A 24,715-nucleotide genomic window follows, 5' to 3' on the forward strand; every position below is an offset into this window, starting at 1 on the left:
GGGGCCTGCCGGCGATCTGGCAGGCCCCTCGTCTGCGTGTGCTCGCTGGTACTCCGGGCACGTGCTCGTGCAGCGGTGTCGGATCGGTCCAGCGGCCTCAGTAGTCCCCATCGCTGACGTGAGCTCCCGAGCTCTGGCAATTCCCGCGATGGGGAGCGAGAGTCGTCACCGAATCGCAACGTGCCGACACCCGGTTGTTCACGAGCGAGCACGCGTCAGGTCCTCCCGGGCGTCGGGTGCTCAGTCGCGCAGGGGCTTACCGCCGGTCACCTCGCCCGTCGCCAACTTGCTGTGCCGCCGTGAGTACCCGAAGTACACTCCGAGCCCGATCGCGAACCAGATCGCGAACCGCACCCAGGTCTCCCACTGCAGGAACGTGACGAGCCACAGCGACGCGATGACGCCGATGATCGGGATGACGGGCATGAACGGCAGCCGGAACTGGCGGTCCAGGTCGGGCTGCCGGTAGCGCAGCACCACCACGGCCGAGCACACCACGACGAACGCGAGCAGGATGCCGATGTTCGTGAGCTCGGCGACGACACCGATGGGCAGCACCCCGGCCAGGATCGCCGACGCGATGCCGAGGATCCAGGTCACGCGGGTCGGCACGTGCCGCTTCGGGTCGGTCTTCGCGAACCACTTCGGCATCAGGCCGTCGCGACTCATCGAGAACCAGACGCGTGAGGCACCGAGCATGAACGTCACCAGCACCGTGACGATGCCGACGATGGCACCGATCGCGATGACGTTGGCGACACCGCCGAGGCCGACGGACGCGAACGCCGACGAGAAGCCCGACGCCGGGTCGATGTCGGTGTACTTCTGCATCCCGGTGAGCACGAGGGTCGCCAGGACGTACAGCACCATCGAGATGCCGAGGGACAGCAGGATCGCCTTCGGCATGTGCTTGCGGGCGTCGGTGGACTCCTCGGCCGCGGTGGACATGGCGTCGTATCCGAACACGGCGAAGAACACGGTCGCGGCACCGGTCATCACGCCGCCGAAGCCGAACGGGAAGTACGGGGAGTAGTTCGCACTGTTGATGTGGAACACGCCGAGCACGACGATGAGCACGACGAGCGCCACCTTGATGCCGACGGCGACGAACTCGAACCGGGCGGCGCTGCGGATGCCGCGCGTCAGCACGAACGCGGTGAGCAGGCACAACGCGATCGCGAAGACGTCGATCACGTGCCCGTCACCGGTGCCCGGGGCGCCGAGCATCCACGCGGGCAGGTCGATGCCGAACTGGCCGACCAGGAACCCCACGTAGCCGGAGATGCCGATCGCGACCACCGCCACGATCGCTGTGTACTCGAGCAGCAGGTCCCAGCCGATGAACCACCCGACGATCTCGCCGAGCACCGCGTAGCCGTACGTGTACGCGCTGCCGGCCTTCGGGATGAGCCCCGCGAACTCGGCGTACGACAGGGCAGCGGCGGCGCTCGCGACCCCGGCGACCAGGAAGCTGATCAGCACCGCGGGCCCGGCGACGCCGTTCGCGACGGTGCCGGCGAGGGTGAAGATGCCGGCGCCGATGATGCCGCCGATGCCGATCGCGGTGAGCTGCCACAGACCGAGGTGCCGTTTCAGGCCGTCCTCGCCCCCGGCCTCGTCATCGATCGTGTCGATGGGCTTCCGTCGGAACAGGGTGCGTGTCGTCGTCGTCACCCGCCCATGGTGCACCCGGAGGCGGTCGCGCGCACGTGCGGGCTGTGGGTGTTCGGGCGGCTGGCCGAGCGCGTGCGCGGCGGGGTTTCGCGGTGGGCGACACTTCTCGCGCCGCCGATCCCGTGAACTGTCGCTGGGCGCGAAAGGTCGGGCGCACGAAAGCAGCCCCGCGCACGCACGCGCCCGCACCGCAGGCGCCGGGCGTAGACCTGGAGCATGCGCCACCCGAAGAGGACCGAGCCCGGCCCCGGCCAGGAGTCCGTCTGGGACTACCCCCGCCCACCCGCCGTCGAGCGGGTCACCGCCCGCGTCGTCGTCCGTCTCGGCGGCACGGTCGTCGCCGACACGACCGACGCCCTCCGCGTGCTCGAGACCTCGCACCCGCCGGTCTACTACCTGCCGACGGCCGACCTGGCCGAGGGCGCGCTCGTGAAGGCGTCCGGTTCGAGCATGTGCGAGTTCAAGGGCCTGGCGCGCTACTTCGACGTCGTCGGCGGCGACGGGACGGTCGCGAGCCGTGCCGCCTGGAACTACCCGACGCCCGTGCCCGGCTACGAGTCGCTGCGGGAGCGCGTGGCGATCTACCCGTCGGCGATGGACTCGTGCGAGGTCGGCGGCGAACGGGTCCAGGCGCAGGACGGCGACTTCTACGGTGGCTGGATCACGTCGGACATCGTCGGACCGTTCAAGGGAGCCCCCGGCACGCTCGGTTGGTGACCCGGCGTCAGCGGTTGGCGTACGGCGACCAGAACGGCGGCGGGAACGCGCCCCCGGTGACGATCACGAGCACCTGCCAGACGAGCATGACGAGCCCGGCGGTCCCGATCACGATGCCGATCCACGACCACACCTGCACCGCTCGACGCCGACCGGCGATCCGGATCGCCCGCCAGCCACTCAGCACGCACACCAGCCCGAACACGGCACCGAGCAGCACGTGGCGCACGGTCGACTGCGCGGGCACGATGATGCCGAGGTAGAACGCGACCGGTCCGAGCAACACCGCGAAGGTCGCCGGAGCTGCCGGCGGTTCGTGGTCCCGAGCGACTGCTCCCATGGACCGCATGATAGCGAGTGAACCTCGCTTCGTGCACGTCCACGTCGCGCAGCGCGGGCACCGGATCGAGGGAGCGGGCACCATGGGGGCATGCGTTCTGTCTTCCGCGTCCTGCTCGGCCTGGTCCTCGTCGTCGCGGGCACGAGTCACCTCACCTTCGCGCGCAAGGAGTTCACGGCGCAGGTGCCCGACTTCGTTCCACTGGACGACGACACGACGGTGCTCGCGTCGGGAGTCGCGGAGATCACGCTCGGCTCGGCCCTGGTGCTCGCTCCGAAGCCGACCCGCCGCTTCGTCGGCTCGGTCGCGGCCGTGTTCTTCACGGTCATCTTCCCCGGCAACCTGTCGCAGTGGGTGAACCGTCGCGACGCCTTCGGTCTGGACAGTGACGAGAAGCGCTTCGTCCGCCTGTTCGGTCAGCCCGTCCTCATCGCGCTCGCCCTCTGGTCGACGCGCGGCCGGCGCTCCTGATGGGCGCGCCCGCGCGGCAGAGCGGCCCGGCAGCCGGGGCGGGTCCCGATCCGCTCGGGTCCGGTCCAGCACGTTTCGGTCGGGAGGCCCGCCACCCCCTGACAGGCCGCAGCCGCGTCGCGGACGTGGTCGCCTCCACCGCCCTGCTCGTGGTGCTCACGGTCGGCGCGTTGGCAGCGGGATGGGCGATCAGACTGATGTCGCTCGCGTTCGTGTCGTGCGCGGCCCCGGGCAACACCTGCAACGAGACGCTGGGTGACTCGGTCGTCGTCGTGGGGCCGATCGTCGTGGCGGCGGTACTGGTCGCGACGCTCGCGGTCTGCGTGCTGCGGCTCGTGCGCCGTCGGCTGACCTGGCCGGTGGTGCTCGTCGGCATGGCGGCGATCGTGGCGGTGTTCTTCGCCTCGCTGTTGCTCGTCGACAGCTCGGTCACACACGGCATCTAGGCGCTTCTTCCTCCACAGGTGGGCAGGGTCGCGTGTCTCTCCACAGAAGCCGACGTGCGCCTCGGTGGCGGTGTTCGAACCGACACGCTGGAGCCATGCCTGACACCGAGATGCTCGACCGCCTGATCCGTGAACCCGTCCGCACCGACGACGACGTCGTCCGACTCGTCGAAGCCGTCGTCGAACGACCGCTGCGCCGGCAGTGCTGGGTGCTCTTCCTCGACGACCGGGGGATGTCGATCCCGTTCCTGCTGCCGATCGCCGACCTGCCGTACTCCCCGGACGAGCACGTGGACGACTTCGCGGCCCTGATCGCGGACATCGTGGCGCAGCTCGGGGCCGTCGACGTCGTGCTCGTGTGGGAGCGTCCTGACGCCGACCGGCTCTACCCGGTGGACTGGGAGTGGGTCGACGCCTGCGCGTGCGCCCTCGACGAGCAGTCGGTCCGGCTCCGCGCACAGGTCGTCGTGCACTCCGGGGGAGCCGCGATCGTCGAGTTCGACGAGGACACGAAGGCGGTGGCCTCGTGAGCGGTCAGCCCTGGGGAGCGGTGTCCGGCACGTCCTGGCCGGTGAGCTCCTCGACGATCGCCTTCGCCTGTGGCCACGACTTCGCGTAGTGGTCCGGGTCCGAGTTGATCTGCACCGCGTGCGCCATCTGCGTCGGGCTCATCGTCTTCCAGCCGGGCACCTTCACCAGCTTCGCGTAGAACATCGACGCGGCCGTGTACGGGTCCATCCGCTGCTCGTACGTGCCCCAGGCGCCGTTGTCGCGCTGCTGGAACAGGCCTCGGCTGTCCGGGCCGGCTGCGTCGCCGTGGTCGAGGTTCACCAGGCTCGACTCCCCGATGGCGGTCATGACCCCGACGGCCTGCGTGTGCGGACCGATGCCGAGTGCCTGGGCGGCTTCGATCACGTGTGCGGCGTTGACCAGGCGGTCCTGGCAGAAGCCGCCGACGGGTCCGGCCGGCACCACCATCCCGCCGATCGTCTTCGAGGCGACGGCCGGGCACGCGGGAGTCGGGGTGGCGGCGCTCGACTTCGCGATGCCGGCGAGCGAGTTGACCGCGATCACGACGAGGAGGACCACGCCGATGCCGACCGCCACGATCCCGGCGCCGAACACCGAGGCGAGGGTGATGCCGACACGGCGCATGACGGACCTCTCGACGGGCTGGGCGGGCGGAGCAGGAAGGGCAGCACGAGCGTACGGGCGCCTCCTGGGAAGCGTGCGGCGGCCCGCCGTGATCGCACGCTCCGCGGTTCGCGGTCGGGGTTCGTTGCTCGCCGCGGGGCAGGTGCATCGCCGGCAACGAGAGACGGTTCTGGTTCACGAAGCGGGGGCTTCGCGAACCAGAACCGTCAGGATTCGTGCGTGGGTGCTCAGCTGTCGTGCGGCGGGCGCTGCACCTTCGTCGGCTCCGTCACGAGTCCGGTCGGGGCCTTCTCGGCCTGCTTCCGTCCGTGGGTGAACCAGGTCAGGACCCAGAGCAGCACGCCCAGGGCCAGCAGCGCGCCGGCGATCTGGTACTGCTGCGGGTCGCGACCGGACGAGAACGGCATGACGAGCCACAGGCACGTGACGATGCCGATGACCGGGATGATGACGCCGGCGCGGAAGTGCTTGTGGTCGACCTTGTCGCGGCGCAGCACGAGCACGGTCACGTTGACGACGGCGAACACCGTCAGCAGCAACAGCGAGGTGGTGCCACCGAGGACGACGACGATGGGGGAGTCCGGGTCGAGCGAGACCCACCCGATCAGCAGCAGCGAGATGAGCGTGGTGAAGACGATCGCGGTCGACGGGGTGCGCCGGGCGGGGGAGATGCGGGACAGGAAGCCCGGCAGCACGCCCTGCTTGCTCATGCCGTAGAGCAGGCGCGACGCCATCATCATGTTGATCAGGGCCGTGTTGGCGACGGCGAACATCGAGATGAAGGGCAGCAGGTCGGCGATCGGGAAGTCCGGCGCGGCGGTCTGCACGACGGTGACGAGCGGGGTCTCGTTGCCGGCCAGTTCACCGATCGGCACCACGGCCACGGCGCAGATCGACACGAGCACGTAGATCACGGCGGTGATGCCGAGGCCCGTGAGCATGATCTTCGGGAAGATGCGCGAGGGGTCCTTGGTCTCCTCGGCCATGTTGACCGAGTCCTCGAAGCCGACCATCGCGAAGAACGCCAGCGACGTCGCGGTGCTGATCGACAGCAGCAGGGACTTGTCCTCCGGCGTCTCGAACATCACGACCCGCGAGAAGTCCGCGTTGCCGCCCGCGATCGCCCAGAACCCGATCAGGATCACCATGACGAGACCGGACAGCTCGACGAGCGTCAGCACGACGTTCGTCTTGACGCTCTCGCTCACCCCGCGGAAGTTGATGAACATCACCGCGAGCATGAAGCCCATCGCGATGAGCATCACCACGCCGTTCGGCAGCTCGATGCCGAACCCGGCGCCGAGGTTCGCCGCGAACGCCCGCGATGCCGTCGACGCCGACGTGATCCCGGAACACATCACGATGAACGTCACGATGAAGGTGACGAAGTGGATGCCGAACGCCTTGTGCACGTAGAGGGCGGCACCGGCGGTCTGCGGGTACTTCGTCACGAGTTCGAGGTATGAGAACGCCGTCAGCAGCGCGACCGCGAACGCGATGAGGAAGGGGAGCCACGCTGCCCCGCCGACCTCGGCCGCGACCTGGCCGGTGAGCGCGTAGACACCCGTGCCGAGGATGTCGCCGACGATGAAGAGCAGCAGGAGCTTGGGACCGATGACCCGGCGGAGCTCGTGCTGCTCCTGCTGTGGGCGGTCGTTCTTGGTGGTGGCCATGCGTCACCCTTGCGCGCGAGATGCCTTTCTGTCCAGTCCCACAGGGAGGTTTCTCGCGATCGCAACACTGTCGCTCGGCGACGGATACGCTCCGGCCATGGACCAGCAGTCGAACACCACCGAGGAGCCCATCGAGTTCGCGGACTTCAACGCGAAGCTCCTGGTGCTCGACGTCCTCTGCTACGACCTCGACGTCCTCGACCCCTACGACCCGGACGCCGAGGACGAGACCGACGAGGATCTCGACGTCGACGGGCAGGACGACCGGGCGCGCGAGTACTACGACGACCTCGACCTGCTGCCGTCGCACCTGTCGCTCGTCACCGAGATCACGGTGGACTCCGACCTCGAGGTGCTGCGGGACGTCCACCCCGGCTGGGACGGCTCGGACGACCGCTTCGACCCGCAGAACTGGGACGACGTGCTCGACCTGCCGGAGCTCCGTACCGTGTACGCCGCCGCACCACTGCCCGCCCACGTCGCCGAGCGGCTCGCGGCCAAGGGCGTCGAGGTCCGCTCCGCCTGAGCGGGACTCGACCGGGACGGACCGACGGCTAGTGGTCCAGCGTCCGCAGCTGTTCGGTGAACTGCTTCGCGCCGCCCTGCGCCGGGTGCCGCACGGCGATCGCCTCGATTCCGGCCACGGCGAGCGCTCCCTGAGCCTTCCGACCGACGGCGACCACCCGGACCCGGTCGACGCCGCCGAGGGCCTCCAGCAGCGCGAGCGCGACGGGCGCGCCCGAGCGGACCTCGGCGGGACGCGGCGTCCGGTTCGTCAGCCGGTCCGGCGCCACGAAGGGGTGGTGCGGGAAGATCGCCCACGCGACCGGGAGCGGACCGCGCCAGCCCTCCAGCGCGGCGTGCACGACGCGCGACGAGGCCTCCCACGGTGCCGTCGGCTCCGGTGGCGCCGAGTACCCCGGCCCCAGTTCGCGCATGCTCGTGAACGGCACACCCGTGTTCGTCATGCCGCGCCACCCCGGGGCCTCGGCCACGAGCAACGTGTCCGCCCCGGCCCCGGCCTGCTCCAGGTACCGCGTCAGGTTCGCGCGCCGCAGCCGTCCCGCGGTCGATCCGACGTCGTACAGCGCCTCGGCGTCCGACTCGACGGGCACGGCGTCGAGCGCCGCCCAGAACGCGGCGAACCGCCCGCCTGTCCCGCTCACGATCGCCCGAGCACCCGGCGGTAGACGTCCTCGAGCCCCGCGGCCGATCGCTCCCAGCTCAGCCGCTCCGCGTGCTCCCGCCCCGCAGCGGCGAGCCCGGCGGCGTACCCCGCATCCGTCAGGATCCGTTCGATCTCGTCCGCCCAGTCCTGCGGGTCGCGGGACTCGAGCACGACGCCCGTCTCCCCGTCGACCACGGCCTCACGCAGGCCCCCGGCAGCGGCGGCCACGACCGGCACCCCGGAAGCGGAGCCCTCGAGCGCGACGAGCCCGTAGGTCTCGGAGTGGGACGGCACGAGCACGGCTGCCGCGCCGCGGAACAGGAACGCCAGGTCCGCACGCGACTGCGGCCCGATGAAGGTGACGTGGTCGGCGATACCCCGCGCGTCGGCGAGCCGACGCAGTTCGTCCACGTAGTCGCCCGCCTCACTCGAGACGTCGCCCGCGATGACCAACGTGGGGCGGGCCTCCAGGCTGATGTCGGCGATCGCCTCGATCGCCAGGTCCAGGCCCTTCAGCGGCTGCACGCGCGCCGCCGCGACGACGTAGGGGGTGGCGGCGCGGCGCGCACCGACCGCGGCGGGACGGAAGACGGACCCGTCGACCCCCGGCGGCACGATCCAGATGCGGGCGTCGTCCCCACCGAGCCGGGTGCGCACGGTCGAGGCCTCGGCTTCGGACACCACGACGACGGCGTCCGACTCGCGGGCCAGCAGTTCCTCGCCGGCGATGCGGCCCGCCGACTCGGGGCGTTCGCCCTCGGACAGCGGTGTGGCCGGGTCCGCGGCGATGGAGTGGAACGACTGCACGTGGGGGATGCCGCGCTCGCGGGCGACGGGCAGTGCGGCCGCGCCGGAGAACCAGTGGTGCGAGTGCAGGACGTCGAACGGCCCGAGCTGCTCGAGCTCGTGACGGAACGGCTCGATGAACGCATCGTGCTCGCCCTTGGGCACCGGCTCCGCCGGCCCCGCGGACAGGAACCGCAGGCACACGCCCGGCACGAGCGACACCGAGTCCGGCTGCGTCGGAGCGGACCGGCGCGTGATGATGTCCACGTGGTGGCCCAGGTCGGCCAGCGCCTCGGCCTGGTGCCGGACGACGACGTTCATGCCGCCGACCTCGCCCGAACCGGGTTCGTCTCCGGGGGAGGTGTGCAGCGACACCAGCCCGATGTGCAGGGGTTCGGTCGTCGCGCTCACCGCTCAACCCTAGCCGCGCGGCCTCCGCTGCGACGGGCGCGCGGGTGCCACCACGACGGGCCGGCGGCCCGCCTCGTCCAGCGGGTCGGTGGGGAGGGCAGGTTCACCTCCCAGGATCTGCACGCGGTCGTCGCCGTGTCGCTCCCAGAACGCTGCCGTCCACGCGCACAGGGCCCCGTCGAGCAGGTCCTCGCGGTGCTTGTGCGTCGGACCGTGCAGCACCGACGGGTCGGCGAGCCGCTGCGTCAGCGGGTTGGAGTCGAGCAGCAGCGGCGGGTCGAGCCGGGTCTCACGCAGCCGCCGGACCAGCTCGTCGAAGGCCTCGGCGCGACGGGCACGTGCCTCGGCGGCGGGGATCCGGAGGTCGAGCCGCTTGTACCGGGGTCGTTCCACGTCGTAGCCGAGCTCCTCCACCCCGACCAGCGTCGTGTACGGGTAACACTCGAACACCGCCGGACCGGTGCGTCGTCGCATCGACTCCGTGTCGGAGACGTACCCGACGCCCAGCGCGGTCAGCCGGTCGAGCAGCGCTGAGCCGGCGCTCGCCGCCGATGCCTGGTTGGTCGGGTTCGCCGCGACCTTCCATCGGCCGTAGCGCTGCCCGACCTGCCGCTCGGACTCGCGGATGCCCGTCGGGTTCGTCACGACGAGCGAGGCGTCCACGGCGATCAGGGATCGTGGCCCGAGGTGTTCGGCGATCCAGTCCGTGACGGCGTCGACCCCGCGGGCCCAGCCGGCGTCGGTGATGGTGCCGTCGTGGTCCATCGCGACCAGCCCGGTCTCGTTCGCGGCCTTGCGTTCGGAGCCGAGCCCCCACGCGAGGTCGATGCCGAGGTACGCGTTCACCCGCCCATCCTGCCGACCCCTGGCCGCAAGACACCGGTGTTCGCGCGCTGAACACCGGCGTGCGCGTGTTCGACCGGGTAACACCGGTGTTCAGCGGGAGCGCCGAGGCGCACACCCGGCTGCGGGCAGGCACCCGACACGCGTGTACGGTCCGCTGCATGGCGAGCGAAGCGACGACGGTGCGGGTGCCCGGCCCCGACGGTGACCGCGAGGTCCGGATCAGCAGCCCCTCGCGGGTGCTCTGGCCCGAGGCGGGCATCACGAAGCTCGACCTGGCGGAGTACCTCGTGACGGTGGGCGATGCCTTCGTCCGGGCGAACGGCGACCGGCCGATCTCGCTGCAGCGGTTTCCGGGCGGTGTCGACGGCGAGCAGTTCTTCTCGAAGAACCCGCCGAAGGGTGCGCCCGACTACGTCCGCTCCGTGACGGTGACCTACCCGAGTGCCCGGTCGCACCCGCAGCTCGTCATCGACGAGCCTGCCGTGGCGGTGTGGGCCGCCCAGATGAACACGGTGGTGTTCCACCCGTGGGCTTCTCGTGCCGAGGACAGCGACCACCCGGACCAGCTCCGCATCGACCTCGACCCGCAGCCCGGCACCGACTTCGGCGACACGGTGCCGGTGGCCGAGGAGCTGCGGAAGGTCCTCGACGAGGTCGGCCTGACCACCTGGATCAAGACGAGCGGCAACCGCGGCCTGCACGTGTTCGCGCCGATCCGCCCCGAGCACGAGTTCCTCGAGGTGCGGCACGCGGTGATCGCCGCGGCACGCGAGCTCGAACGCCGGATGCCCGACCAGGTCACGACGGCGTGGTGGAAGGAGGAGCGGGGGCAGCGGATCTTCGTCGACTTCAACCAGGCGAACCGCGACCGCACGATGGCCGGCGCCTACAGCCCCCGGGCCCTGGCGCACGCCTCGGTGTCCACGCCGATCACGTGGGACGAACTGCGAACCGCCGACCCGACCGCCTTCACGATCCGCACGGTGCCAGAGCGGCTGCGGACCACCGGCGACCCGTGGGAGTCGATGGGGGAGCAGCCGGGCAGCATCGGACCGCTGCTCGAGTGGTGGGAACGGGACCTGGCGAACGGCGAGGGTGAGCTGCCGTTCCCGCCGGACTTCCCGAAGATGCCCGGGGAGCCGCCGCGTGTGCAGCCCTCACGGGCGAAGAAGCCCAGCTGAGGCCGAGCGGCCGAGCAGCCGGGCAGCCGGGCAGCCGAGCCTCAGGCTGCGGAGGAGACGTCCCGCTGACGGTCCGGGTCCTCGACGCGCGTGGTGTGCGTCGGCAGCCCGATGCTGGCGGTGTGCAGGCGGTTGAGCCGCGACCAGGTGCCGCGGTGCACGTCGGTGATGCCGTCGACGATCACGAGCCGAGTCCGACCGTGACGAGTGCGAGTGCCGTGGCGGTCACGCCGGCGATGGCGCTGATGACCGCGCTGAGCTGCAGGACGCGCTGGCGCCGTGCCTCTCGGACTTCTGTGAAGGGGCTCCGCCGAGGGTGGCGGACAAGCGTGCTGGTGCTCATGTCGACCGCTTTCGATCCGGGCATCCGGGCTGGAGGCCTCGTGCTGCTGACATCATCCTGGCACGGCTTCACTAGTTCGGCTAACTACTTTTCCGGAACCAGGACAGAACAGCGACAAACGGACACCGGGTCGCGTTCCACCGTCAGGACAGCACGTCGTTCAGGTCGTACGCACTCGGTACCTCGAGCTGCTCGAACCCGCACGACGTCGCGTCACGGTCGGGCCGCCACCGCTCGAACTGCACGGTGTGCCGGAACCGGTCGCCCTCCATCTGGTCGTACCGGACCTCGAGTACCAACTCCGGCGCCAGCCGGACGAACGACGTGTCGCGACCCGACGAGAACCGTGACCGTTCCCCGTCACCGGTGACGGGCCTCCCGTCCGCATCGCGGAGCACGACGGGCTCGAGCTCGTCGATCAACGCGGCCCGGCGCTTGTCGGAGAAGGCGGAGACGCCGCCGACCTGGCGGAGCTCGCCGTCCGCGTCGTACAGGCCGACCAGCAGCGACCCGACGCCGGAACCGCTCTTGTGCACGCGGTAGCCGATCGCGACGACGTCGGCGGTGCGGTGGTGCTTGACCTTGAGCATGGAGCGCTTGTTCGGCTCGTACGGCCGCGCGCGGGGCTTCGCGACGACGCCGTCGAGTCCCGCGCCCTCGAAGGTGGTGAGCCACTCGCGGGCCTGCTCCACGTCGAGCGTGGTGCGGGTGACGAAGAGCGGGTCGGTCATCGCGTCGCCGAGTTGTTCCAGGCGCTCGCGACGCTCGTCGAAGGGCAGGTCGAGGAGCTCCTGCCCGTCGACGGCCAGCAGGTCGAACGCGACGAACTGCGCCGGGGTCTCGACGCTGAGCTTGGCGATCCGCGAGGCCGCCGGGTGGATGCGCTGCGACAGCGCCTCCCAGTCGAGGCGCTCGGCACCGGGCTCGCCGGACCGCAGGATCACCTCGCCGTCCAGGACGACCGGGTGGTCGCGGCCGCCGAACTGCGCGCGGAACGCCTCGACGAGCTCGGGGAAGTACCGGGTGAGCGGCTTGGCGCCGCGGCTGCCGATCTCCACGGCGTCGCCGTCGATGGTCACGATGCCGCGGAAGCCGTCCCACTTCGGTTCGTACCGCAGCCCGCCCTTCGTGCTGTCCGGGTCGGGGACGGTGGCGACGGCCTTGGCGAGCATCGGTGCGATCTCCATGGGTCCTGTCTACTCGCGCGGATGCGCGGCCGGGAGGCCCGGCTCACCCCGGGCAGGTCGGGCTCGCGTCGGTAGGGTGGCCGGCGTGACGACCGTGCCCCCGCCGGCAGCGCCGGCCCCGGAACCGATCAGCCCCGTGCAGGCCGCCGCGCTCCGCGACGGCGTCCTGCCGCCCGTCGAGCAGGTCCGGCCGGGGATCTGGACCCTCGCGGTGCCGTTCCGGTTCGGGGTGCCCGACGCGACCCTCGTGTACGTCGTCGAGGGGTCGGACGGCTCGCTCGCGGTGATCGACCCCGGGTGGTCGGCCGACGGCGGACTCGCCGAGCTGCGGGACGGGCTCGCCACGATCGGACGCACCCTGGACGACGTGTCGCTCGTCGCCGTCACACACCTGCACGCCGACCACCTGGGTGCCGCGGCGGCCATCCGCCGGGCGACGGGTGCGCGCGTGGCGATGCACGGCCTCGAGGTCAGCGCGCTCGAACGGGAACGCGCCGACGCCGAGCGGAACGACGCGGACATCGCGACGTGGGGGCTGCCCGAGCACCTGCGGGCCGGGGTCGTTGAGGCGTGGGGCAGCGGACGCCGCATCGGGATGGGCCGGATCGAGGCGCCGTACGCCGACGTGCTGCTCGAGGACGGCGACCTGCTGCCGATCCCCGGTCGGACGATCCGGACGCTCTGGACCCCGGGGCACACGGCCGGGCACGTGTGCTTCCTCGACGAGGCCGACGGGCTGCTGTTCTCCGGCGACCACGTGCTGCCGCGGATCAACTCCGGCATCGGGCTCGGCGGCCGGACCGGCACGAACCCGCTCGGGGACTACCTGGCGTCGCTCGCGCGGCTCGACCCGTACGCCGACCTCGAGGTCTGCCCGGGGCACGAGTACCGGTTCCGCGACGTCGTCACCCGCGCCGAGACCCTGGCCCGGCACCGGGAGGAACGGTCACGCCACGTCGCCGCGGCCCTCGATGCGCTGGACCGTCCGACGCTGTTCGAGGTCGCGGCCCGGGTGCCCTTCAGCGGCGGGATCGAGTCGATGACCGGGTTCCTGCTCGCGAGCGCGCTGACGCAGACGGCCTTCCACGCGGAGCTGCTCGGGCGGGCCGGCCAGATCCGGCCCGCCTGACCTCAGCCGAGGGTGGTCGCGAGGCGCTCGATCGTCGTCTTCGCGTCGGCGAACTCCGCGGCGGCGTGCTCGGCGAGCGGTGCGAGGTCCGGCAGCCGGTCGGCCAGGGTCGCACTGACGGTGATCGGGTACAGCTTCATGCCGAGCGCGGTGCCGAGCACGATGTGCAGGACGGGGGAGCCGTGGTCCCAGCCCTCGGTCGGGGTTCCGGCGTCGTAGGTCGCGCCGCGGCTCACCACGGTGACGACGGGTCGTCCGGCCAGGGGCTGTACGCCGCCGGTCAGGATGCCGGGCACGTGGATGCGGTCGATCCAGGCCTTCAGGGTCGACGGCACGGTGTAGTTGTACAGCGGCGCACCCACCACGACGACGTCGGCGGCCAGCAGCTCGTCGATGACCTCCTGGCGCAGGGCCTCGGCCTCGGGCGCGACGGTCTCCTCGGCGGTGCGGTCGGCGGCGGCCCAGTGCAGCGCCGAGCTCTCCAGGTGGGGGAGCTGGTCGACGTGCAGGTCACGCCAGACGACCGTGTACTCCGGGCCGCGGGCGCGCCAGGCGTCGGCGAAGGCCGCGGTCAGTGCGCGCGAGCGGGAGTGGGTGAGGTCGGCCGAGGAGTCGATGTGCAGCAGCGTGGGCATGTCGCCAACGCTACCGACGCGGGGCCGCCGCGGGACGGAGAACGGCCCCGCCGCTTCCGTCACCGAGGATCCGGTGGCGGCGGGACGGGGCCGTGACGGGCCTCCCGTCCGCCACGCGGGCACGTGGCGGACGGGAGACGACGCGGGTCAGCGCTGGGCGTGACGTCGGCGCACCGTGCGGGCGCCGATGAGGCCGATGCCGGCGAGGACGAGTCCGAGGGCCCAGGGGAGGGCGCCCGTCGACTCGGTGCCGGTGTAGGCGAGCCGGCCGGAACCGGTGTGGTGGGCGACCGCCGCGGGCACGACCGGTGTGGTCGACCCGACGACCGGCGCGACGGGCGCGACGGTGGGCTGCACGTCGACCGCGAACACGGTGCTCGGCACGGCGGCACCGGAGACGGTGAGGGTGTGCGTCGAGGCGTGCGGGAACGTGACGGACACGAGCCCGACCTCGGCCAGGTCGGAGTACGGCCCGATGACGTCGGTCGCGACGTCCGAGGTGACGGTCGGGGTGAAGAACGTCGGCTCACCCGTCTCCTCGTCGAACTCCGGGTAGAGCTCGTTGCCGAAGCGGTCCACCTGCGTGCCCGAGACCAGGAGCGTGCCGCCCTGCTCGACGGTCACCTTGCCGCCCTTGACGGGCTCGTCGTCCGTGAGCAGGTCGCCCTCGTAGACGTCGCCGTTCGGCTTGATGATCCATGCGGTGGTCGACGTGCCGTCGAGGAGCGCGTCCTCGTTGAGCGTGATGACCTCGATGCCGACGGGGGCACCGGCCTCGACGTCGATGCTGACGTACTGCTCGCTCGTGACGGTGCCGCTGGGGGTCGTCGTCGTCGCGGTGACCAGGACCTCGAAGTACTCGTCGGCGTCGGTCAGGGTGCCCGAGAGCACACCGGTCTCCGCGTCGAAGTCGATCCCCTTCGGCAGGGTGGACTGCTCGTCGCCCTCGTCGTCGAACGACGAGGCCGACAGCTCCGGTGCCGGGGTGCTCAGCGCACGGAACGTGTACGAGAACGCCTCGCCCGCCGTCGCCTCGATGGTCGGGTCGCTGTCCTCGTCGGAGAGCGGCTGGCCGGCCTCGTCGACGAACACCGGTGCCACGGCGGTCTCGGTGGTCGTCGTCGCGACCTCGCCCACGACCGCGCCCTCGAGCGTGACGGTGATCTGCTGCCCCGCCAGGGCCGGCTCGATCGTGTAGGTGGCCGCCTCGGACAGCGTGGCGCCGGCCTCGTCGGTCCACAGGTAGGAGATCTTGCTGCCGGAGGTGAACCCGGCCTGCTTCGCGACGAGTTCCGAACCGACCGTCAGGTCACCGGAGATGGTCACCGACTGGTCGGCGGCGGCGCGCACGGACGGCTCGGTCGCCGCGGGCTTCGCCGGCGTGGTCGCCGCCGGGGCGGCGGGGGTGCCGACCGGAGCCGTGGAGCCGGTGCCGGGGGTGCCGGCGTCGGTCGGCTCGGTGTCCGGGCCGGTCACGCCGGTGTCGTCGCCCGCGGGGGCGTCGTCACCAGTGGTGTCGCCGGCGGGCGGCGTGCTGCCGTCCGCCTCGGAGCCGGTCGCGGGCGTGCCCGTGCCGTCCGTGGCGGTGTCGCCCGGCGTGGTGCCATCGGCGGCGGCCGTCGCAGGAGCGCTGACGGCCGGGTTCGACTCGGCAGCGGTCGCTGCGGTCGCGGTCATGACGCCCAGACCGGTCGTGAGACCGATCAGCGCGACGGTGGTGCCGACGGCGCAGGCGCGTCGGACGGTGGAGGTGCTACGGCGCACTTCGTCCCCCAGGGTTCAAGTCCGGTCGGGTGCCGGAACGTAAGAATCCGCCGAGAATCCTCGGCATGATCGGATCGTAGGGGTTATCCGCGCACGTGCGCGACGTGCTTGATCAGAATGTGACCCGGGTTGGGGGTTCCCGCACGATTCGCGGACGGGAGGCGCGGTGCGGACCCGCACCGCGCCTCCCGTCCGCATCGGACCGCGTGTCAGGCGCGTCGACGGCGCAGACGGTGCACCAGCAGGCCGCCGCCGGCGGCGAGCAGGCCGAGCGCCCACGCCAGGGGACCGGACTCGTCGGCGCCGGTGTAGGCGAGCGTGCCGGACGCCGGACGGGTCGTCGAGGTCCCGGCGGCATCGGCGTGTGCTCGGACATCGACCCGGAACGAGGTCGTGACACCTCCGTTGGACACGGTCAGCGTGTGGATCGACGCGTGCGGGAAGTCGACCTGGTTGGACTCCGCTTCCGCGACCCAGGTGATCCGGTCAGTGGCCACGTCGCTCGTCACGACGGGGTGCGGGCTGCCCGGGGTCGTCGTGCGGTTGCCGTTGGCGTCGACGGCGACGGCCTTCACGAACAGCGGGATGCCCTGGTCCGCCGGCACGCTGTCGACCGACTTCGTCTGCACCGACCCCGCGGCGTCGATCGTGTACTCGGTGACCGATCCGTCGGGTGCGATCTCCCACTCCGTGCCCTCAGCGCCGTGGTAGACCGACGCCAGGACTCCGACCGGGGCGCCGGGCTCGACCGTCAAGGTGACGTGCGCCGTCGCGGTCTCGGAACCACTGCGTGCGATCACCTCGAAGTCGTACTGCGTCGCGGGGCGCGGCGTGCCGGACAGGACGCCCGTGGCGGGGTCGATCGAGAACTCGGAGCGGAAGAAGTCCCCGTCACCGATGACGTCGCCGCCGTCAGAGCCGGCGAGCGAGTACTCGACCGGGCCGGTCGCGCCCTCCACCGAGAAGCGGTGGCTGAACGGCGTGCCCGACGTCGCCGTGAGGTCGAGCGGGGCATCGGCCGAGCTCGTCTCCGTGAAGGCGAGCGGCGCGTCCGTGACGTCGATGCGGATCGTCAGCAAGAGCCCCTCGGAGCGCAGGGTGAGCTGTCGCGGACCGGTGCCGTCGAAGGTCGCCTTCCAGGTGTTGGAATCGTCGTCGTAGCGCAGGACGTCGTCGGGGTCGTCACTGGTCAGGGTCGACTCCGACGGCATCTCGGTGCCGTTGAGCGGGGTCCCGATCCGGTCCGTGACGACGGCGCTGACCCAGAGCGACCCACCGCGTCCGACCGGGACCGCATCGATCAGACCGCCGCCGCCGACCGGGGCGATGCCGCCGTCCGGGCCGCCCGCGACCGACCAGGAAGGATTGCGACCCTCGGCGTTCGAGTACACCTGGGCGCCGATGTGCGTGGCCGCGCCCGGCTGGATCTCGACGCGGACGTACTGCGTCGCGCTCTGGTACTGGTCGGTGGCGGCGACGTCGATGTCGAACGAGTCCGCCGGGTTGGTGAGGGTGCCGCTGAGGACGCCCGTCTTCTCGTCCCAGTGCAGACCGGGCGGCGTGGTGTGCGGGTTGAACAGGTACTCGAGCGGGCCGTCGCCGCCGTTCGCGACGAACGTGTGCGAGAACGGTTCGCCGGCGGTCGCGTGCAGGACGATCCGGTCCTCGGGGCTCGACGACTCGGACCAGGTGACAGGAACCGAGGGCGCCGTGGTCGACTCCGTTCCGGCCGGTGCCGCGGCCGCCGATGTCGGCGTCGGCGTGGGCGTGGGGATCGGGTCGACCGGCCCTGCGGGATCCGGGCTCGGCGTCGGAGCCGGGTCCGCTGCCGGAGTGCCGGGGACGGCGGCCCCGTCCGGAGCGTCGGGAGCGGGGGAGGCGACCGGCGCTGCCGGGTCGGTCGTGCCTCCTGGCTGTGCCGTCGGTGTCACCCCGGTGGTGCTGGACGTGGCGGTGTCGGCGGTGTCGGCGACGGCCGCGGTGGCGCCGATGCCGAACGCGGACGACGCGGCGACGATCGCGACGGCTGCGCCGACCGCGGCGCTGCGTCGGAACGTGGATGTGCAGGAGTGCTTCATGGGGATCCCCCTCGGATACCGGGACGGGACGCCGGATCAGCGTCCTCTACTCAGGGAATGTCCCGTGCGGAGCAGACCTGACGATCCTTCGGTCACGGATTGGTCACGACCTGCACCGGGACCGACGCGACCGCCGAGGCGGACGCGCACCGGGCCTCCGGACAGGCCGTCCCGTCGCTGTCCACGGATGACGCGCTGTCAGTCCCCGACCACGGCGGCCGCGCGAAGTGCCCCGCTCCCATCCGGGGTGCCACAGGATCACGCAAGAACGGACCGGAGGCGCGGGGCAGTCCTGCCCCGCGCCTCCGGTCCGTCAGGCGGTCGCCGTGGCGTGCCTCAGCCGAGTCGGCGACGCAGGCGCCAGACGAGCAGGCCGGCGCCCGTTGCCAGCAGGCCGAGGGCCCACGCGAGCGGGCCGGACTCGTCGGCACCGGTGTACGCGAGGGTGCCCGACGCAGTCGGCGTGTGGGTGGTCGTGACCGTGGTCGTCGCCGTCGGCTGCACCTCGAAGCGGATGGTGCTCGTCACGTCGCCGGACGCCACGGTGATCGTGTGCGGCGACGCGTGCTCGAAGGTCACCCACGTGGCCGCAGCCTCGGGGTCGTACTCGATGCGGTCGCTGGCGACGTCGCTCGTGAAGGTGAGGTCGGTGTGGTCACCGACCGGCTGCCCGTCGGCGTCCACGGCCAGGGCGCGGATCTGCACCCGGTCACCCTGTCGGGCCGGGATCGCGTCGACCCGCTGCGCGTCGCCGTCCGCCGGGTAGTAGGTGATCACGTCGCCCTCGACACCCCACCGGTCGCCGGACGTCTCGTCCGCGGGGAGCACCCCGATGGTGATGCCGGCGACGGGAGCGGGGGCCTCGGAGACGCGGACCGTGAACGAGGTCGAGACGCCGCCCTCGGACACCGTCAGCGTGCGGGTGCCCGGCTCCGAGAACGTCACCGTGTTCGCCGACCAGTCCGGGTCCCAGACCACGCCGTCGGACGCGGTGGTGCTCGTGACGGTCGAGCGCGGGTACTCGTCGCCCGGGGTGGTGCGGTTGCCCAGCGCGTCGACGGCCAGGCCCGCCAGGGTCATCGAGGAGCCGACCGTGGCGGGGACCTCCGACACCACGGTGTCACCGGTGCCACCCGGCGCGTACTCCCGGATCGTCCCGTCGGCGTCGACCTGCCAGCTGACGTCGGAGTCCGAGCTGTCGACGCCGAACGTGACACCCACCGGGGCGCCGGGCTCGATGTCGACCTGGACGTACTGCACGGCGGTCTGGTGCAGGTCGGTCGCGGTGACCTCGAACAGTGCGGGCCCGTCGATCGTGCTCAGCGGGTTGGCGCTCAGGACGCCGGTCTGCTCGTTCCAGGACCAGCCGTTGAGGTCGTTGTTCGGGAAGAAGTTCAGCGGGTTGAACAGGTACTCCAGCGGGCCGTCGCCGCCCTGGGCGGTGAAGGTGTGCGAGAACGGCTGGCCGGCGGTCGCGGTGAGGACGATCGGCGCGTCCTTGCTCGACGGCTCCGCCCAGGTGACGGGCGTCGATGCCTCGGGGCCGGGCTGTTCGGCGGCGGGGGTCGTCGTCGTGGTGTCCGCGGCGGGCGGCGCGGTCGCGGCCGGGGTGGGTGTCGGGGTGTTGTCCGGCGCCGCCGTCTCGTCGGTCGGTGCGGGTGCGGGTGCTGGTACAGGTGCCGGGTCGGCGGTCTCGCCATCCGGTGCGGGCTGCGCCGTGTCGGGAGCGGTATCGGTGCCGGTGTCGTCCGCCGTGGTGTCGAGTGCGGTGGTCGCGGTGGTCGCGGTGGTCGCGTTCTGCGGAGCCGACGTCGCGGTGGTGCTCGGTGCAGCGGTCTCGTCGGTCGCTGCGGAGGCGGCGCTCGCCCCGATGCCGAACGCCGACGAAGCCGTGACGATCGCGATCGCCGCTCCGATCGCCGCGCTGCGGCGGAAGGTGTACTTGCAGGACTGGTTCATGGGATCCCCCTCGGATGCCGGGACGGGACGCCGGATCAGCGCCCCTCACTCAGAGGATGTCGCCCGCTTGACCAGTTCTGACGATCGCTCGATCACGAAATCATCACGATGGCAACGGAGGTACGCAGCCGTCGTGCCGACCCGCGCCGCGCCTCCAGACCGCCGTGTCACGCTCCGACGACGGACGCGGCACGTTCGAGCGCGGCGCGGAGTGCGCGCACGGCTGGCGACGATGCGCCCGCGGCGCGGACCACCGTGAAGATCGTGCGCCGCGGTCGCTCGGGAAGCTCGAGCAGTCGGCAGGTCGTCGTCCGACCGGTCCACATCAGGTCGGGCATCAGGCTGACGGCGTTGCCCGACTCGACCAGGCGGATCTGCGTCTGCAGGTCGGCGGTCTCGTACCGGACGTCGGGCTCGAAACCCCAGCGTCGGCAGACCTGCTCGGCGAAGTGCCGCGACGCCGTGCCGCGGGGCTCCATCACCCAGGGCATGGTGCGGGCGTCCTCGAGCGACGACACCGGACGCAGAGCCGTGTAGCGCGGGGGCAGGGCGAGCCGGACCGCGTCCGTCGTCAGGTCGGATCGGTCGAGCCCGGGCAGGTGCGGAGCGGCATGGGCCGGGTACTGCTCGGCGATGACCATGTCGAAGTCGCGAGCCCACGTCTCGTTCAGCGCGGTCTCCGGTTCCCGCTGCACCATCTCGACCCGGACGTCGGGGTGTTCCGTGGCCATCTCGTGCAGGGCGCTCGGCATCAGGGCGAGGGCCGCCGACTGGAACACGGCGACCCGCACGCGGCCCTGCACGGACGACAGGGTCTCCTCCACCTGGGACTGCGCGTGCTCGAGGACGTCGAGCACCTGGCTCGCCGCGGCCACCAGCACCTCGGCCTGCGGGGTGAGCTGGAGCCGTCGCCCGGCCTTGCGGAGGAGCTGCACGCCGGCCTCCCGCTCCAGGGCACTCAGCTGCTGCGAGACCGCCGACGGGGTGAAGTTCACCGCCTCGGCGACGGCTGCGATCGTGCCGCGGATGGACAGCTCACGGAGGAGCACGAGACGGCGGACGTCGAGCATGGTCCGACGCTAGCCGGGTCACGACCGGAACGGTAGCGCAACTGAACGGTATCCATCAGGAACGCTCACTTCCGCTACCGCATCCCGGACCTCCACACTGAACCCATGACGACGCTGCACGAGGACTCCGCCATCGACCACGACGCCCTGGCGGACCAGTCCGTCGCGCTCGTCCGACAGTGGCTCGCCGAGGCCGAGTCGTACCCGGTCGACGGCTCCGCGAAGCAGCTCGCCGGCGTGCTCGCCGACCCCGCCGGACTCGATTTCGCCGTCGGGTTCGTCGACGGGGTCGTGCGACCGGAAGACCTCACCGTCGCCGCCCGCAAGCTCCGCCAGATCGCCCCGGACGCCCCCGGGTTCCTGCCAGCCGCGCTCCGCGGACTCGTCCGACTCGGCGGCGGCATGGCCCCGGTGCTGCCGAACGTCGTCGTCCCCATCGCCCGACGCGTCCTCCGCAACATGGTCGGCCACCTCATCGTCGACGCCACCGACTCCAAGCTCGGCCCGGCCATCGCCGGCATCAAGCGCGACGGCGTCCGCCTCAACGTCAACCTGCTCGGTGAGGCCGTGCTGGGCGAGCGCGAAGCCGCCCGCCGTCTCGAGGGCACGCACAAGCTCCTGTCCCGCGACGACGTCGACTACGTCTCCATCAAGGTGTCCTCGACGGTGCACCCGCACTCGCCGTGGGCGTTCAATCATGCGGTGGACGACATCGTCGAACAGCTCCGACCGCTCTTCCAGCGCGCCGCAGCCGCCACCCCGGCCAAGTTCATCAACCTCGACATGGAGGAGTACAAGGACCTCGACCTCACCATCGCGGTCTTCACGAAGCTCCTCGACGAGCCCGAGTTCCTCGGCCTCGAAGCCGGCATCGTGCTGCAGGCGTACCTGCCCGACGCGCTCGCCGCGATGCAGGAGCTGCAGGAGTGGTCCGCCGCTCGCCGCGCCCGTGGTGGCGCGGGCATCAAGGTCCGTCTGGTCAAGGGCGCGAACCTGCCGATGGAGCAGGTCGAGGCCTCGGTGCACGGCTGGCCGCTCGCCACCTGGCACACCAAGCAGGACTCGGACACCAACTACAAGCGCGTGCTCGACTGGGCGCTCACCCCGGACCGCGTCGCGAACGTGCGGGTCGGCGTCGCGGGGCACAACCTGTTCGACGTCGCCCACGCCTGGCTGCTCGCCGGCGAACGCGGGGTGCGGGACGGCATCGAGTTCGAGATGCTGCTCGGCATGGCGCAGGGGCAGGCGTCGGCCGTGAAGAACACGGTCGGTTCGCTCCTGCTCTACACGCCGGTCGTCCACCCGGGTGAGTTCGACGTCGCGATCGCCTACCTGATCCGCCGTCTGGAGGAGGGCGCGTCGCAGGACAACTTCATGTCCGCGGTCTTCTCGCTGGTGTCCTCGCCGCCGCTGTTCGCCCGCGAAGAGGAACGCTTCCGCGCGTCCCTGGTGCCGCTCGCGACGCCCGAGGGGCTCGAAGCGCCGGCATCACACCGTGTCGCCGACCGCTACGCCGCCGTCGGCCGCCCCGGCCCCGGCCACTTCGAGAACACCCCGGACAGCGACCCCTCCGTCGGCGCCGTCCGGGCCTGGGGCGACGCGATCACCGCACGGGTCGCCTCGTCGACGCTCGGCGTCCGCGCCGTCCAGGAGGCCCGGGTCGACTCCGCCACGGCGCTCGACACCGCGCTCGGTCGCGCCAAGGCCGCCGGTGCGGTCTGGGGGACCTGGTCCGGTGGTGCACGTGGCGCCGTGCTGCACGCCGTCGGCGACGCACTCGAGGCGAACCGTGCCGCCCTCATCGAGGTCATGGCGTCGGAGACCGGCAAGACCATCGACCAGGCCGACCCCGAGGTGTCCGAGGCGATCGACTTCGCGCACTTCTACGGCACCCTGGCATCCGCGCTCGACGACGTCGACGGTGCGACCTTCACGCCCGCGGCGCTGACCCTGGTCGCACCGCCGTGGAACTTCCCGGTCGCGATCCCCGCCGGATCGACCCTCGCGGCGCTGGCGGCCGGGTCCGCCGTGGTGCTGAAGCCCGCACCGCCCGCCGAGCGCTCCGGGGCCGTACTCGCCTCGATCATCGAGACCGCGCTCGACGCCCACGGGGCCCCGGCCGACGTGCTCGCGTTCCTGCAGGTGTCGGAGAACGACCTCGGCCAGCAGCTCATCGCGTCGCCGATGATCGACCAGGTCATCCTCACCGGTGCCTACGAGACGGCCGAGCTCTTCCGCTCGTTCCGCCCCGACCTGCCGCTGCTCGCCGAGACCTCGGGCAAGAACGCCGTGATCGTCACGCCGTCGTCCGACCTCGACCTCGCCGTGAAGGACGTCGTCGCGTCCGCGTTCGGGCACGCCGGCCAGAAGTGCTCGGCCGCGTCCCTCGTCGTCATGGTCGGCTCGGTCGCGAAGTCCAAGCGCTTCCGGAACCAGCTGCTCGACGCGGTGTCCTCGCTCACCGTCGGCTACCCGACCGACGCGGCGACCCAGATGGGCCCGGTCATCGAGCCGGCCTCGGGCAAGCTGCTCGACGGCCTGACGAAGCTCGGCGCGGGGGAGTCCTGGGCCGTCCAGCCCAAGCAGCTCGACGAGACCGGCAAGCTCTGGAGCCCCGGGGTCCGACAGGGCGTCCGCCGTGGTTCGGAGTTCCACCGCACCGAGTACTTCGGCCCGATCCTCGGCATGATGACCGCCGACTCGCTCGACGAGGCGATCGACATCGTGAACGAGGTCGACTACGGCCTGACCTCGGGTCTGCACTCGCTCGACCCCGCCGAGATCGGCACGTGGCTGTCGCGGATCCAGGCGGGCAACCTCTACGTCAACCGCGGCATCACGGGCGCCATCGTCCGGCGTCAGCCGTTCGGCGGGTGGAAGAAGTCGGCCGTGGGTGCCGGCACGAAGGCCGGTGGGCTGAACTACCTGCTCGGGCTCGGTTCGTGGACGCCCGCTGCGGCAACCGCGTCGGCTGCTCCGTCCGCCCCGGTCCGGGCATTCGCACGGGCCACCGGCGTGACCTCGGAGGTGCTCGACCGTGCGCTGGCGTCTGACGAGCAGGCCTGGTCGACGCTGTTCGGCACGGCGACCGACGTGTCGGCGCTCTCCGCCGAGCGGAACATCGCCCGGTACCTGCCGTTCCCGTCGGTGCAGGTGCGGCTGGCCGCGGTTGCCGGCTCGGACACGGACCCCGACGCCTCGGTGGTCGAGCTCGTCCGCGTCGTCGCCGCTGCGCTCCGGGCCGGCACGACGATCGAGGTCTCCACGGCCGCGACGCTGCCGTCGTCCGTCGCCTCGGCGATCCGTTCGCTGCCGATCGTCCGCTCGCTGTCGCAGACGGTCTCCGACGAGGCCTTCGCGAGCTCGGTCGCCTCGGGTCCGTCGACGCGGGTGCGGCTCATCGGTGGCGACACCTCGGCGCTGTACTCGGCCGTCGGTGGTCGTCCGGACGTCGCTGTCCACGGCGGCCCCGTGACCGAGGCCGGGCGGCTCGAGATCCTGCCGTTCGTCCGCGAGCAGGCGGTGTCGATCACGGCGCACCGCTTCGGCACGCCGAACCACCTGACCGACGACCTGATCTGACCCCGGACCGCGGCGCTGGCGTTCGGGTCCAGCGCCGCTTGCACGACCGCAGTGCCCCCGAACCGTGCGATCGCGGGGTTCGGGGGCACTTCGGTTGCGC

At 71.7% G+C, this 24,715-nt stretch carries 23 protein-coding genes; 8 read left to right on the forward strand and 15 right to left on the reverse strand.

The window, feature by feature from the left end:
• Positions 1-240 precede the first annotated feature (240 nt).
• Positions 241-1,674 carry an amino acid permease gene (locus tag DEJ30_RS15165; protein WP_110862535.1) on the reverse strand — a complete coding sequence of 478 codons (1,434 nt, stop codon included), beginning with the start codon at positions 1,672-1,674 and terminating at the stop codon, positions 241-243.
• Between the two features lie 216 nt (positions 1,675-1,890).
• Here DEJ30_RS15165 and DEJ30_RS15170 point away from each other — a divergent pair, with 216 nt between their 5' ends.
• Positions 1,891-2,391 (forward strand): DUF427 domain-containing protein, encoded by a 501-nt coding sequence (locus DEJ30_RS15170; RefSeq protein ID WP_110862536.1) that lies wholly within the window; start codon positions 1,891-1,893, stop codon positions 2,389-2,391.
• A gap of 7 nt (positions 2,392-2,398) precedes the next feature.
• On the opposite strand, the gene DEJ30_RS15175 is transcribed toward DEJ30_RS15170, so the two are convergent.
• A complete protein-coding gene (locus DEJ30_RS15175) occupies positions 2,399-2,731 on the reverse strand; it encodes a hypothetical protein (protein ID WP_035808197.1) in 333 nt (110 codons plus the stop codon).
• A gap of 90 nt (positions 2,732-2,821) precedes the next feature.
• Between DEJ30_RS15175 and DEJ30_RS15180 the strand changes: the two genes are divergently transcribed.
• The 3 genes from DEJ30_RS15180 (at position 2,822) to DEJ30_RS15190 (ending at position 4,178) form a co-directional block, all read left to right on the forward strand.
• Positions 2,822-3,202 (forward strand): hypothetical protein, encoded by a 381-nt coding sequence (locus tag DEJ30_RS15180; RefSeq protein ID WP_110862537.1) that lies wholly within the window; start codon positions 2,822-2,824, stop codon positions 3,200-3,202.
• A complete protein-coding gene (locus DEJ30_RS15185) occupies positions 3,202-3,648 on the forward strand; it encodes a DUF6264 family protein (protein WP_111193044.1) in 447 nt (148 codons plus the stop codon). The genes DEJ30_RS15180 and DEJ30_RS15185 overlap by 1 nt, the downstream gene beginning before the upstream one ends.
• Positions 3,649-3,743: 95 nt before the next feature.
• A complete protein-coding gene (locus tag DEJ30_RS15190) occupies positions 3,744-4,178 on the forward strand; it encodes a hypothetical protein (protein WP_110862539.1) in 435 nt (144 codons plus the stop codon).
• A gap of 4 nt (positions 4,179-4,182) precedes the next feature.
• On the opposite strand, the gene DEJ30_RS15195 is transcribed toward DEJ30_RS15190, so the two are convergent.
• Both DEJ30_RS15195 and DEJ30_RS15200 read right to left on the reverse strand, forming a co-directional pair.
• A complete protein-coding gene (locus DEJ30_RS15195; protein ID WP_110862540.1) occupies positions 4,183-4,803 on the reverse strand; it encodes a hypothetical protein in 621 nt (206 codons plus the stop codon).
• 227 nt (positions 4,804-5,030) lie between these two features.
• The gene (locus DEJ30_RS15200) at positions 5,031-6,476 is read right to left on the reverse strand and encodes an APC family permease (protein ID WP_110862541.1); all 1,446 of its coding nucleotides are present in this window, start codon (positions 6,474-6,476) and stop codon (positions 5,031-5,033) included.
• A 97-nt stretch (positions 6,477-6,573) separates the two neighbouring features.
• Here DEJ30_RS15200 and DEJ30_RS15205 point away from each other — a divergent pair, with 97 nt between their 5' ends.
• Complete coding sequence (locus DEJ30_RS15205; RefSeq protein ID WP_110862542.1) at positions 6,574-7,002, forward strand: DUF6892 domain-containing protein; 429 nt, start codon at positions 6,574-6,576, stop codon at positions 7,000-7,002.
• Between the two features lie 28 nt (positions 7,003-7,030).
• Here DEJ30_RS15205 and DEJ30_RS15210 read toward each other — a convergent pair whose 3' ends face one another.
• The 3 genes from DEJ30_RS15210 to DEJ30_RS15220 are packed head-to-tail and all read right to left on the reverse strand — an operon-like array spanning position 7,031 to position 9,687.
• Positions 7,031-7,642 (reverse strand): uracil-DNA glycosylase, encoded by a 612-nt coding sequence (locus DEJ30_RS15210; RefSeq protein ID WP_110862543.1) that lies wholly within the window; start codon positions 7,640-7,642, stop codon positions 7,031-7,033.
• On the reverse strand, positions 7,639-8,841 hold the full coding sequence (locus DEJ30_RS15215; RefSeq protein ID WP_110862544.1) for a glycosyltransferase: 1,203 nt from the start codon (positions 8,839-8,841) through the stop codon (positions 7,639-7,641). The genes DEJ30_RS15210 and DEJ30_RS15215 overlap by 4 nt, the downstream gene beginning before the upstream one ends.
• 9 nt (positions 8,842-8,850) lie before the next feature.
• Entirely contained in the window at positions 8,851-9,687 is an 837-nt protein-coding gene (locus tag DEJ30_RS15220; RefSeq protein ID WP_110862545.1) for a DUF429 domain-containing protein, read from the reverse strand.
• Between the two features lie 158 nt (positions 9,688-9,845).
• Here DEJ30_RS15220 and ligD point away from each other — a divergent pair, with 158 nt between their 5' ends.
• Positions 9,846-10,868, forward strand: coding sequence for a non-homologous end-joining DNA ligase (ligD, locus tag DEJ30_RS15225; protein ID WP_110862546.1), 1,023 nt, complete (start codon positions 9,846-9,848; stop codon positions 10,866-10,868).
• A 41-nt stretch (positions 10,869-10,909) separates the two neighbouring features.
• Here ligD and DEJ30_RS18310 read toward each other — a convergent pair whose 3' ends face one another.
• The 3 genes from DEJ30_RS18310 to DEJ30_RS15235 all read right to left on the reverse strand — a co-directional run bounded on the left by DEJ30_RS18310 (position 10,910) and on the right by DEJ30_RS15235 (position 12,398).
• On the reverse strand, positions 10,910-11,053 hold the full coding sequence (locus DEJ30_RS18310; RefSeq protein ID WP_181420167.1) for a hypothetical protein: 144 nt from the start codon (positions 11,051-11,053) through the stop codon (positions 10,910-10,912).
• Positions 11,050-11,211, reverse strand: coding sequence for a hypothetical protein (locus tag DEJ30_RS18315; protein WP_163343780.1), 162 nt, complete (start codon positions 11,209-11,211; stop codon positions 11,050-11,052). Before DEJ30_RS18315 ends, DEJ30_RS18310 begins: the two co-directional genes overlap by 4 nt.
• A gap of 143 nt (positions 11,212-11,354) precedes the next feature.
• Positions 11,355-12,398, reverse strand: a complete 1,044-nt coding sequence (locus DEJ30_RS15235) for an ATP-dependent DNA ligase (protein ID WP_110862548.1) — start codon at positions 12,396-12,398, stop codon at positions 11,355-11,357.
• 85 nt (positions 12,399-12,483) lie between these two features.
• On the opposite strand from DEJ30_RS15235, the gene DEJ30_RS15240 reads away from it, so the two are divergent.
• On the forward strand, positions 12,484-13,527 hold the full coding sequence (locus DEJ30_RS15240; protein WP_181420168.1) for an MBL fold metallo-hydrolase: 1,044 nt from the start codon (positions 12,484-12,486) through the stop codon (positions 13,525-13,527).
• 2 nt (positions 13,528-13,529) lie between these two features.
• Here the strand turns inward: DEJ30_RS15240 and DEJ30_RS15245 are convergent, their stop codons facing one another.
• The 5 genes from DEJ30_RS15245 to DEJ30_RS15265 form a co-directional block, all read right to left on the reverse strand.
• Positions 13,530-14,162 carry an FMN-dependent NADH-azoreductase gene (locus DEJ30_RS15245; RefSeq protein ID WP_110862549.1) on the reverse strand — a complete coding sequence of 211 codons (633 nt, stop codon included), beginning with the start codon at positions 14,160-14,162 and terminating at the stop codon, positions 13,530-13,532.
• A 147-nt stretch (positions 14,163-14,309) separates the two neighbouring features.
• Positions 14,310-15,926 (reverse strand): putative Ig domain-containing protein, encoded by a 1,617-nt coding sequence (locus DEJ30_RS15250; protein WP_110862550.1) that lies wholly within the window; start codon positions 15,924-15,926, stop codon positions 14,310-14,312.
• A 209-nt stretch (positions 15,927-16,135) separates the two neighbouring features.
• The gene (locus DEJ30_RS15255; RefSeq protein ID WP_110862551.1) at positions 16,136-18,004 is read right to left on the reverse strand and encodes a cadherin repeat domain-containing protein; all 1,869 of its coding nucleotides are present in this window, start codon (positions 18,002-18,004) and stop codon (positions 16,136-16,138) included.
• A gap of 336 nt (positions 18,005-18,340) precedes the next feature.
• Positions 18,341-19,963: a hypothetical protein gene (locus DEJ30_RS15260; RefSeq protein WP_110862552.1), complete on the reverse strand. Its 1,623-nt coding sequence runs from the start codon at positions 19,961-19,963 to the stop codon at positions 18,341-18,343.
• Positions 19,964-20,130: 167 nt separating this feature from the next.
• Complete coding sequence (locus tag DEJ30_RS15265; RefSeq protein WP_110862553.1) at positions 20,131-21,033, reverse strand: LysR substrate-binding domain-containing protein; 903 nt, start codon at positions 21,031-21,033, stop codon at positions 20,131-20,133.
• Between the two features lie 105 nt (positions 21,034-21,138).
• On the opposite strand from DEJ30_RS15265, the gene DEJ30_RS15270 reads away from it, so the two are divergent.
• Positions 21,139-24,615 (forward strand): bifunctional proline dehydrogenase/L-glutamate gamma-semialdehyde dehydrogenase, encoded by a 3,477-nt coding sequence (locus tag DEJ30_RS15270; protein ID WP_110862554.1) that lies wholly within the window; start codon positions 21,139-21,141, stop codon positions 24,613-24,615.
• Positions 24,616-24,715: the final 100 nt, after the last annotated feature.

Origin of the sequence: Curtobacterium sp. MCPF17_003, assembly GCF_003224385.1 — a bacterium.
GTDB classification, from domain to species: Bacteria; Actinomycetota; Actinomycetes; order Actinomycetales; family Microbacteriaceae; genus Curtobacterium; species Curtobacterium flaccumfaciens.

Excerpts from the sequence above, each read along its gene's own strand:
- DEJ30_RS15175 (WP_035808197.1), bottom strand. The coding sequence starts at position 2,731 with ATGGGAGCAGTCGCTCGGGACCACGAACCGCCGGCAGCTCCGGCGACC.
- DEJ30_RS15180 (WP_110862537.1), top strand. The coding sequence starts at position 2,822 with ATGCGTTCTGTCTTCCGCGTCCTGCTCGGCCTGGTCCTCGTCGTCGCG.
- DEJ30_RS15270 (WP_110862554.1), top strand. The coding sequence starts at position 21,139 with ATGACGACGCTGCACGAGGACTCCGCCATCGACCACGACGCCCTGGCG.
- DEJ30_RS15190 (WP_110862539.1), top strand. The coding sequence starts at position 3,744 with ATGCCTGACACCGAGATGCTCGACCGCCTGATCCGTGAACCCGTCCGC.
- DEJ30_RS15245 (WP_110862549.1), bottom strand. The coding sequence starts at position 14,162 with ATGCCCACGCTGCTGCACATCGACTCCTCGGCCGACCTCACCCACTCC.
- DEJ30_RS15170 (WP_110862536.1), top strand. The coding sequence starts at position 1,891 with ATGCGCCACCCGAAGAGGACCGAGCCCGGCCCCGGCCAGGAGTCCGTC.
- DEJ30_RS15255 (WP_110862551.1), bottom strand. The coding sequence starts at position 18,004 with ATGAAGCACTCCTGCACATCCACGTTCCGACGCAGCGCCGCGGTCGGC.
- DEJ30_RS15235 (WP_110862548.1), bottom strand. The coding sequence starts at position 12,398 with ATGGAGATCGCACCGATGCTCGCCAAGGCCGTCGCCACCGTCCCCGAC.
- DEJ30_RS15260 (WP_110862552.1), bottom strand. The coding sequence starts at position 19,963 with ATGAACCAGTCCTGCAAGTACACCTTCCGCCGCAGCGCGGCGATCGGA.
- ligD (WP_110862546.1), top strand. The coding sequence starts at position 9,846 with ATGGCGAGCGAAGCGACGACGGTGCGGGTGCCCGGCCCCGACGGTGAC.
- DEJ30_RS15265 (WP_110862553.1), bottom strand. The coding sequence starts at position 21,033 with ATGCTCGACGTCCGCCGTCTCGTGCTCCTCCGTGAGCTGTCCATCCGC.
- DEJ30_RS15195 (WP_110862540.1), bottom strand. The coding sequence starts at position 4,803 with ATGCGCCGTGTCGGCATCACCCTCGCCTCGGTGTTCGGCGCCGGGATC.
- DEJ30_RS15200 (WP_110862541.1), bottom strand. The coding sequence starts at position 6,476 with ATGGCCACCACCAAGAACGACCGCCCACAGCAGGAGCAGCACGAGCTC.
- DEJ30_RS15185 (WP_111193044.1), top strand. The coding sequence starts at position 3,202 with ATGGGCGCGCCCGCGCGGCAGAGCGGCCCGGCAGCCGGGGCGGGTCCC.
- DEJ30_RS15205 (WP_110862542.1), top strand. The coding sequence starts at position 6,574 with ATGGACCAGCAGTCGAACACCACCGAGGAGCCCATCGAGTTCGCGGAC.
- DEJ30_RS18315 (WP_163343780.1), bottom strand. The coding sequence starts at position 11,211 with ATGAGCACCAGCACGCTTGTCCGCCACCCTCGGCGGAGCCCCTTCACA.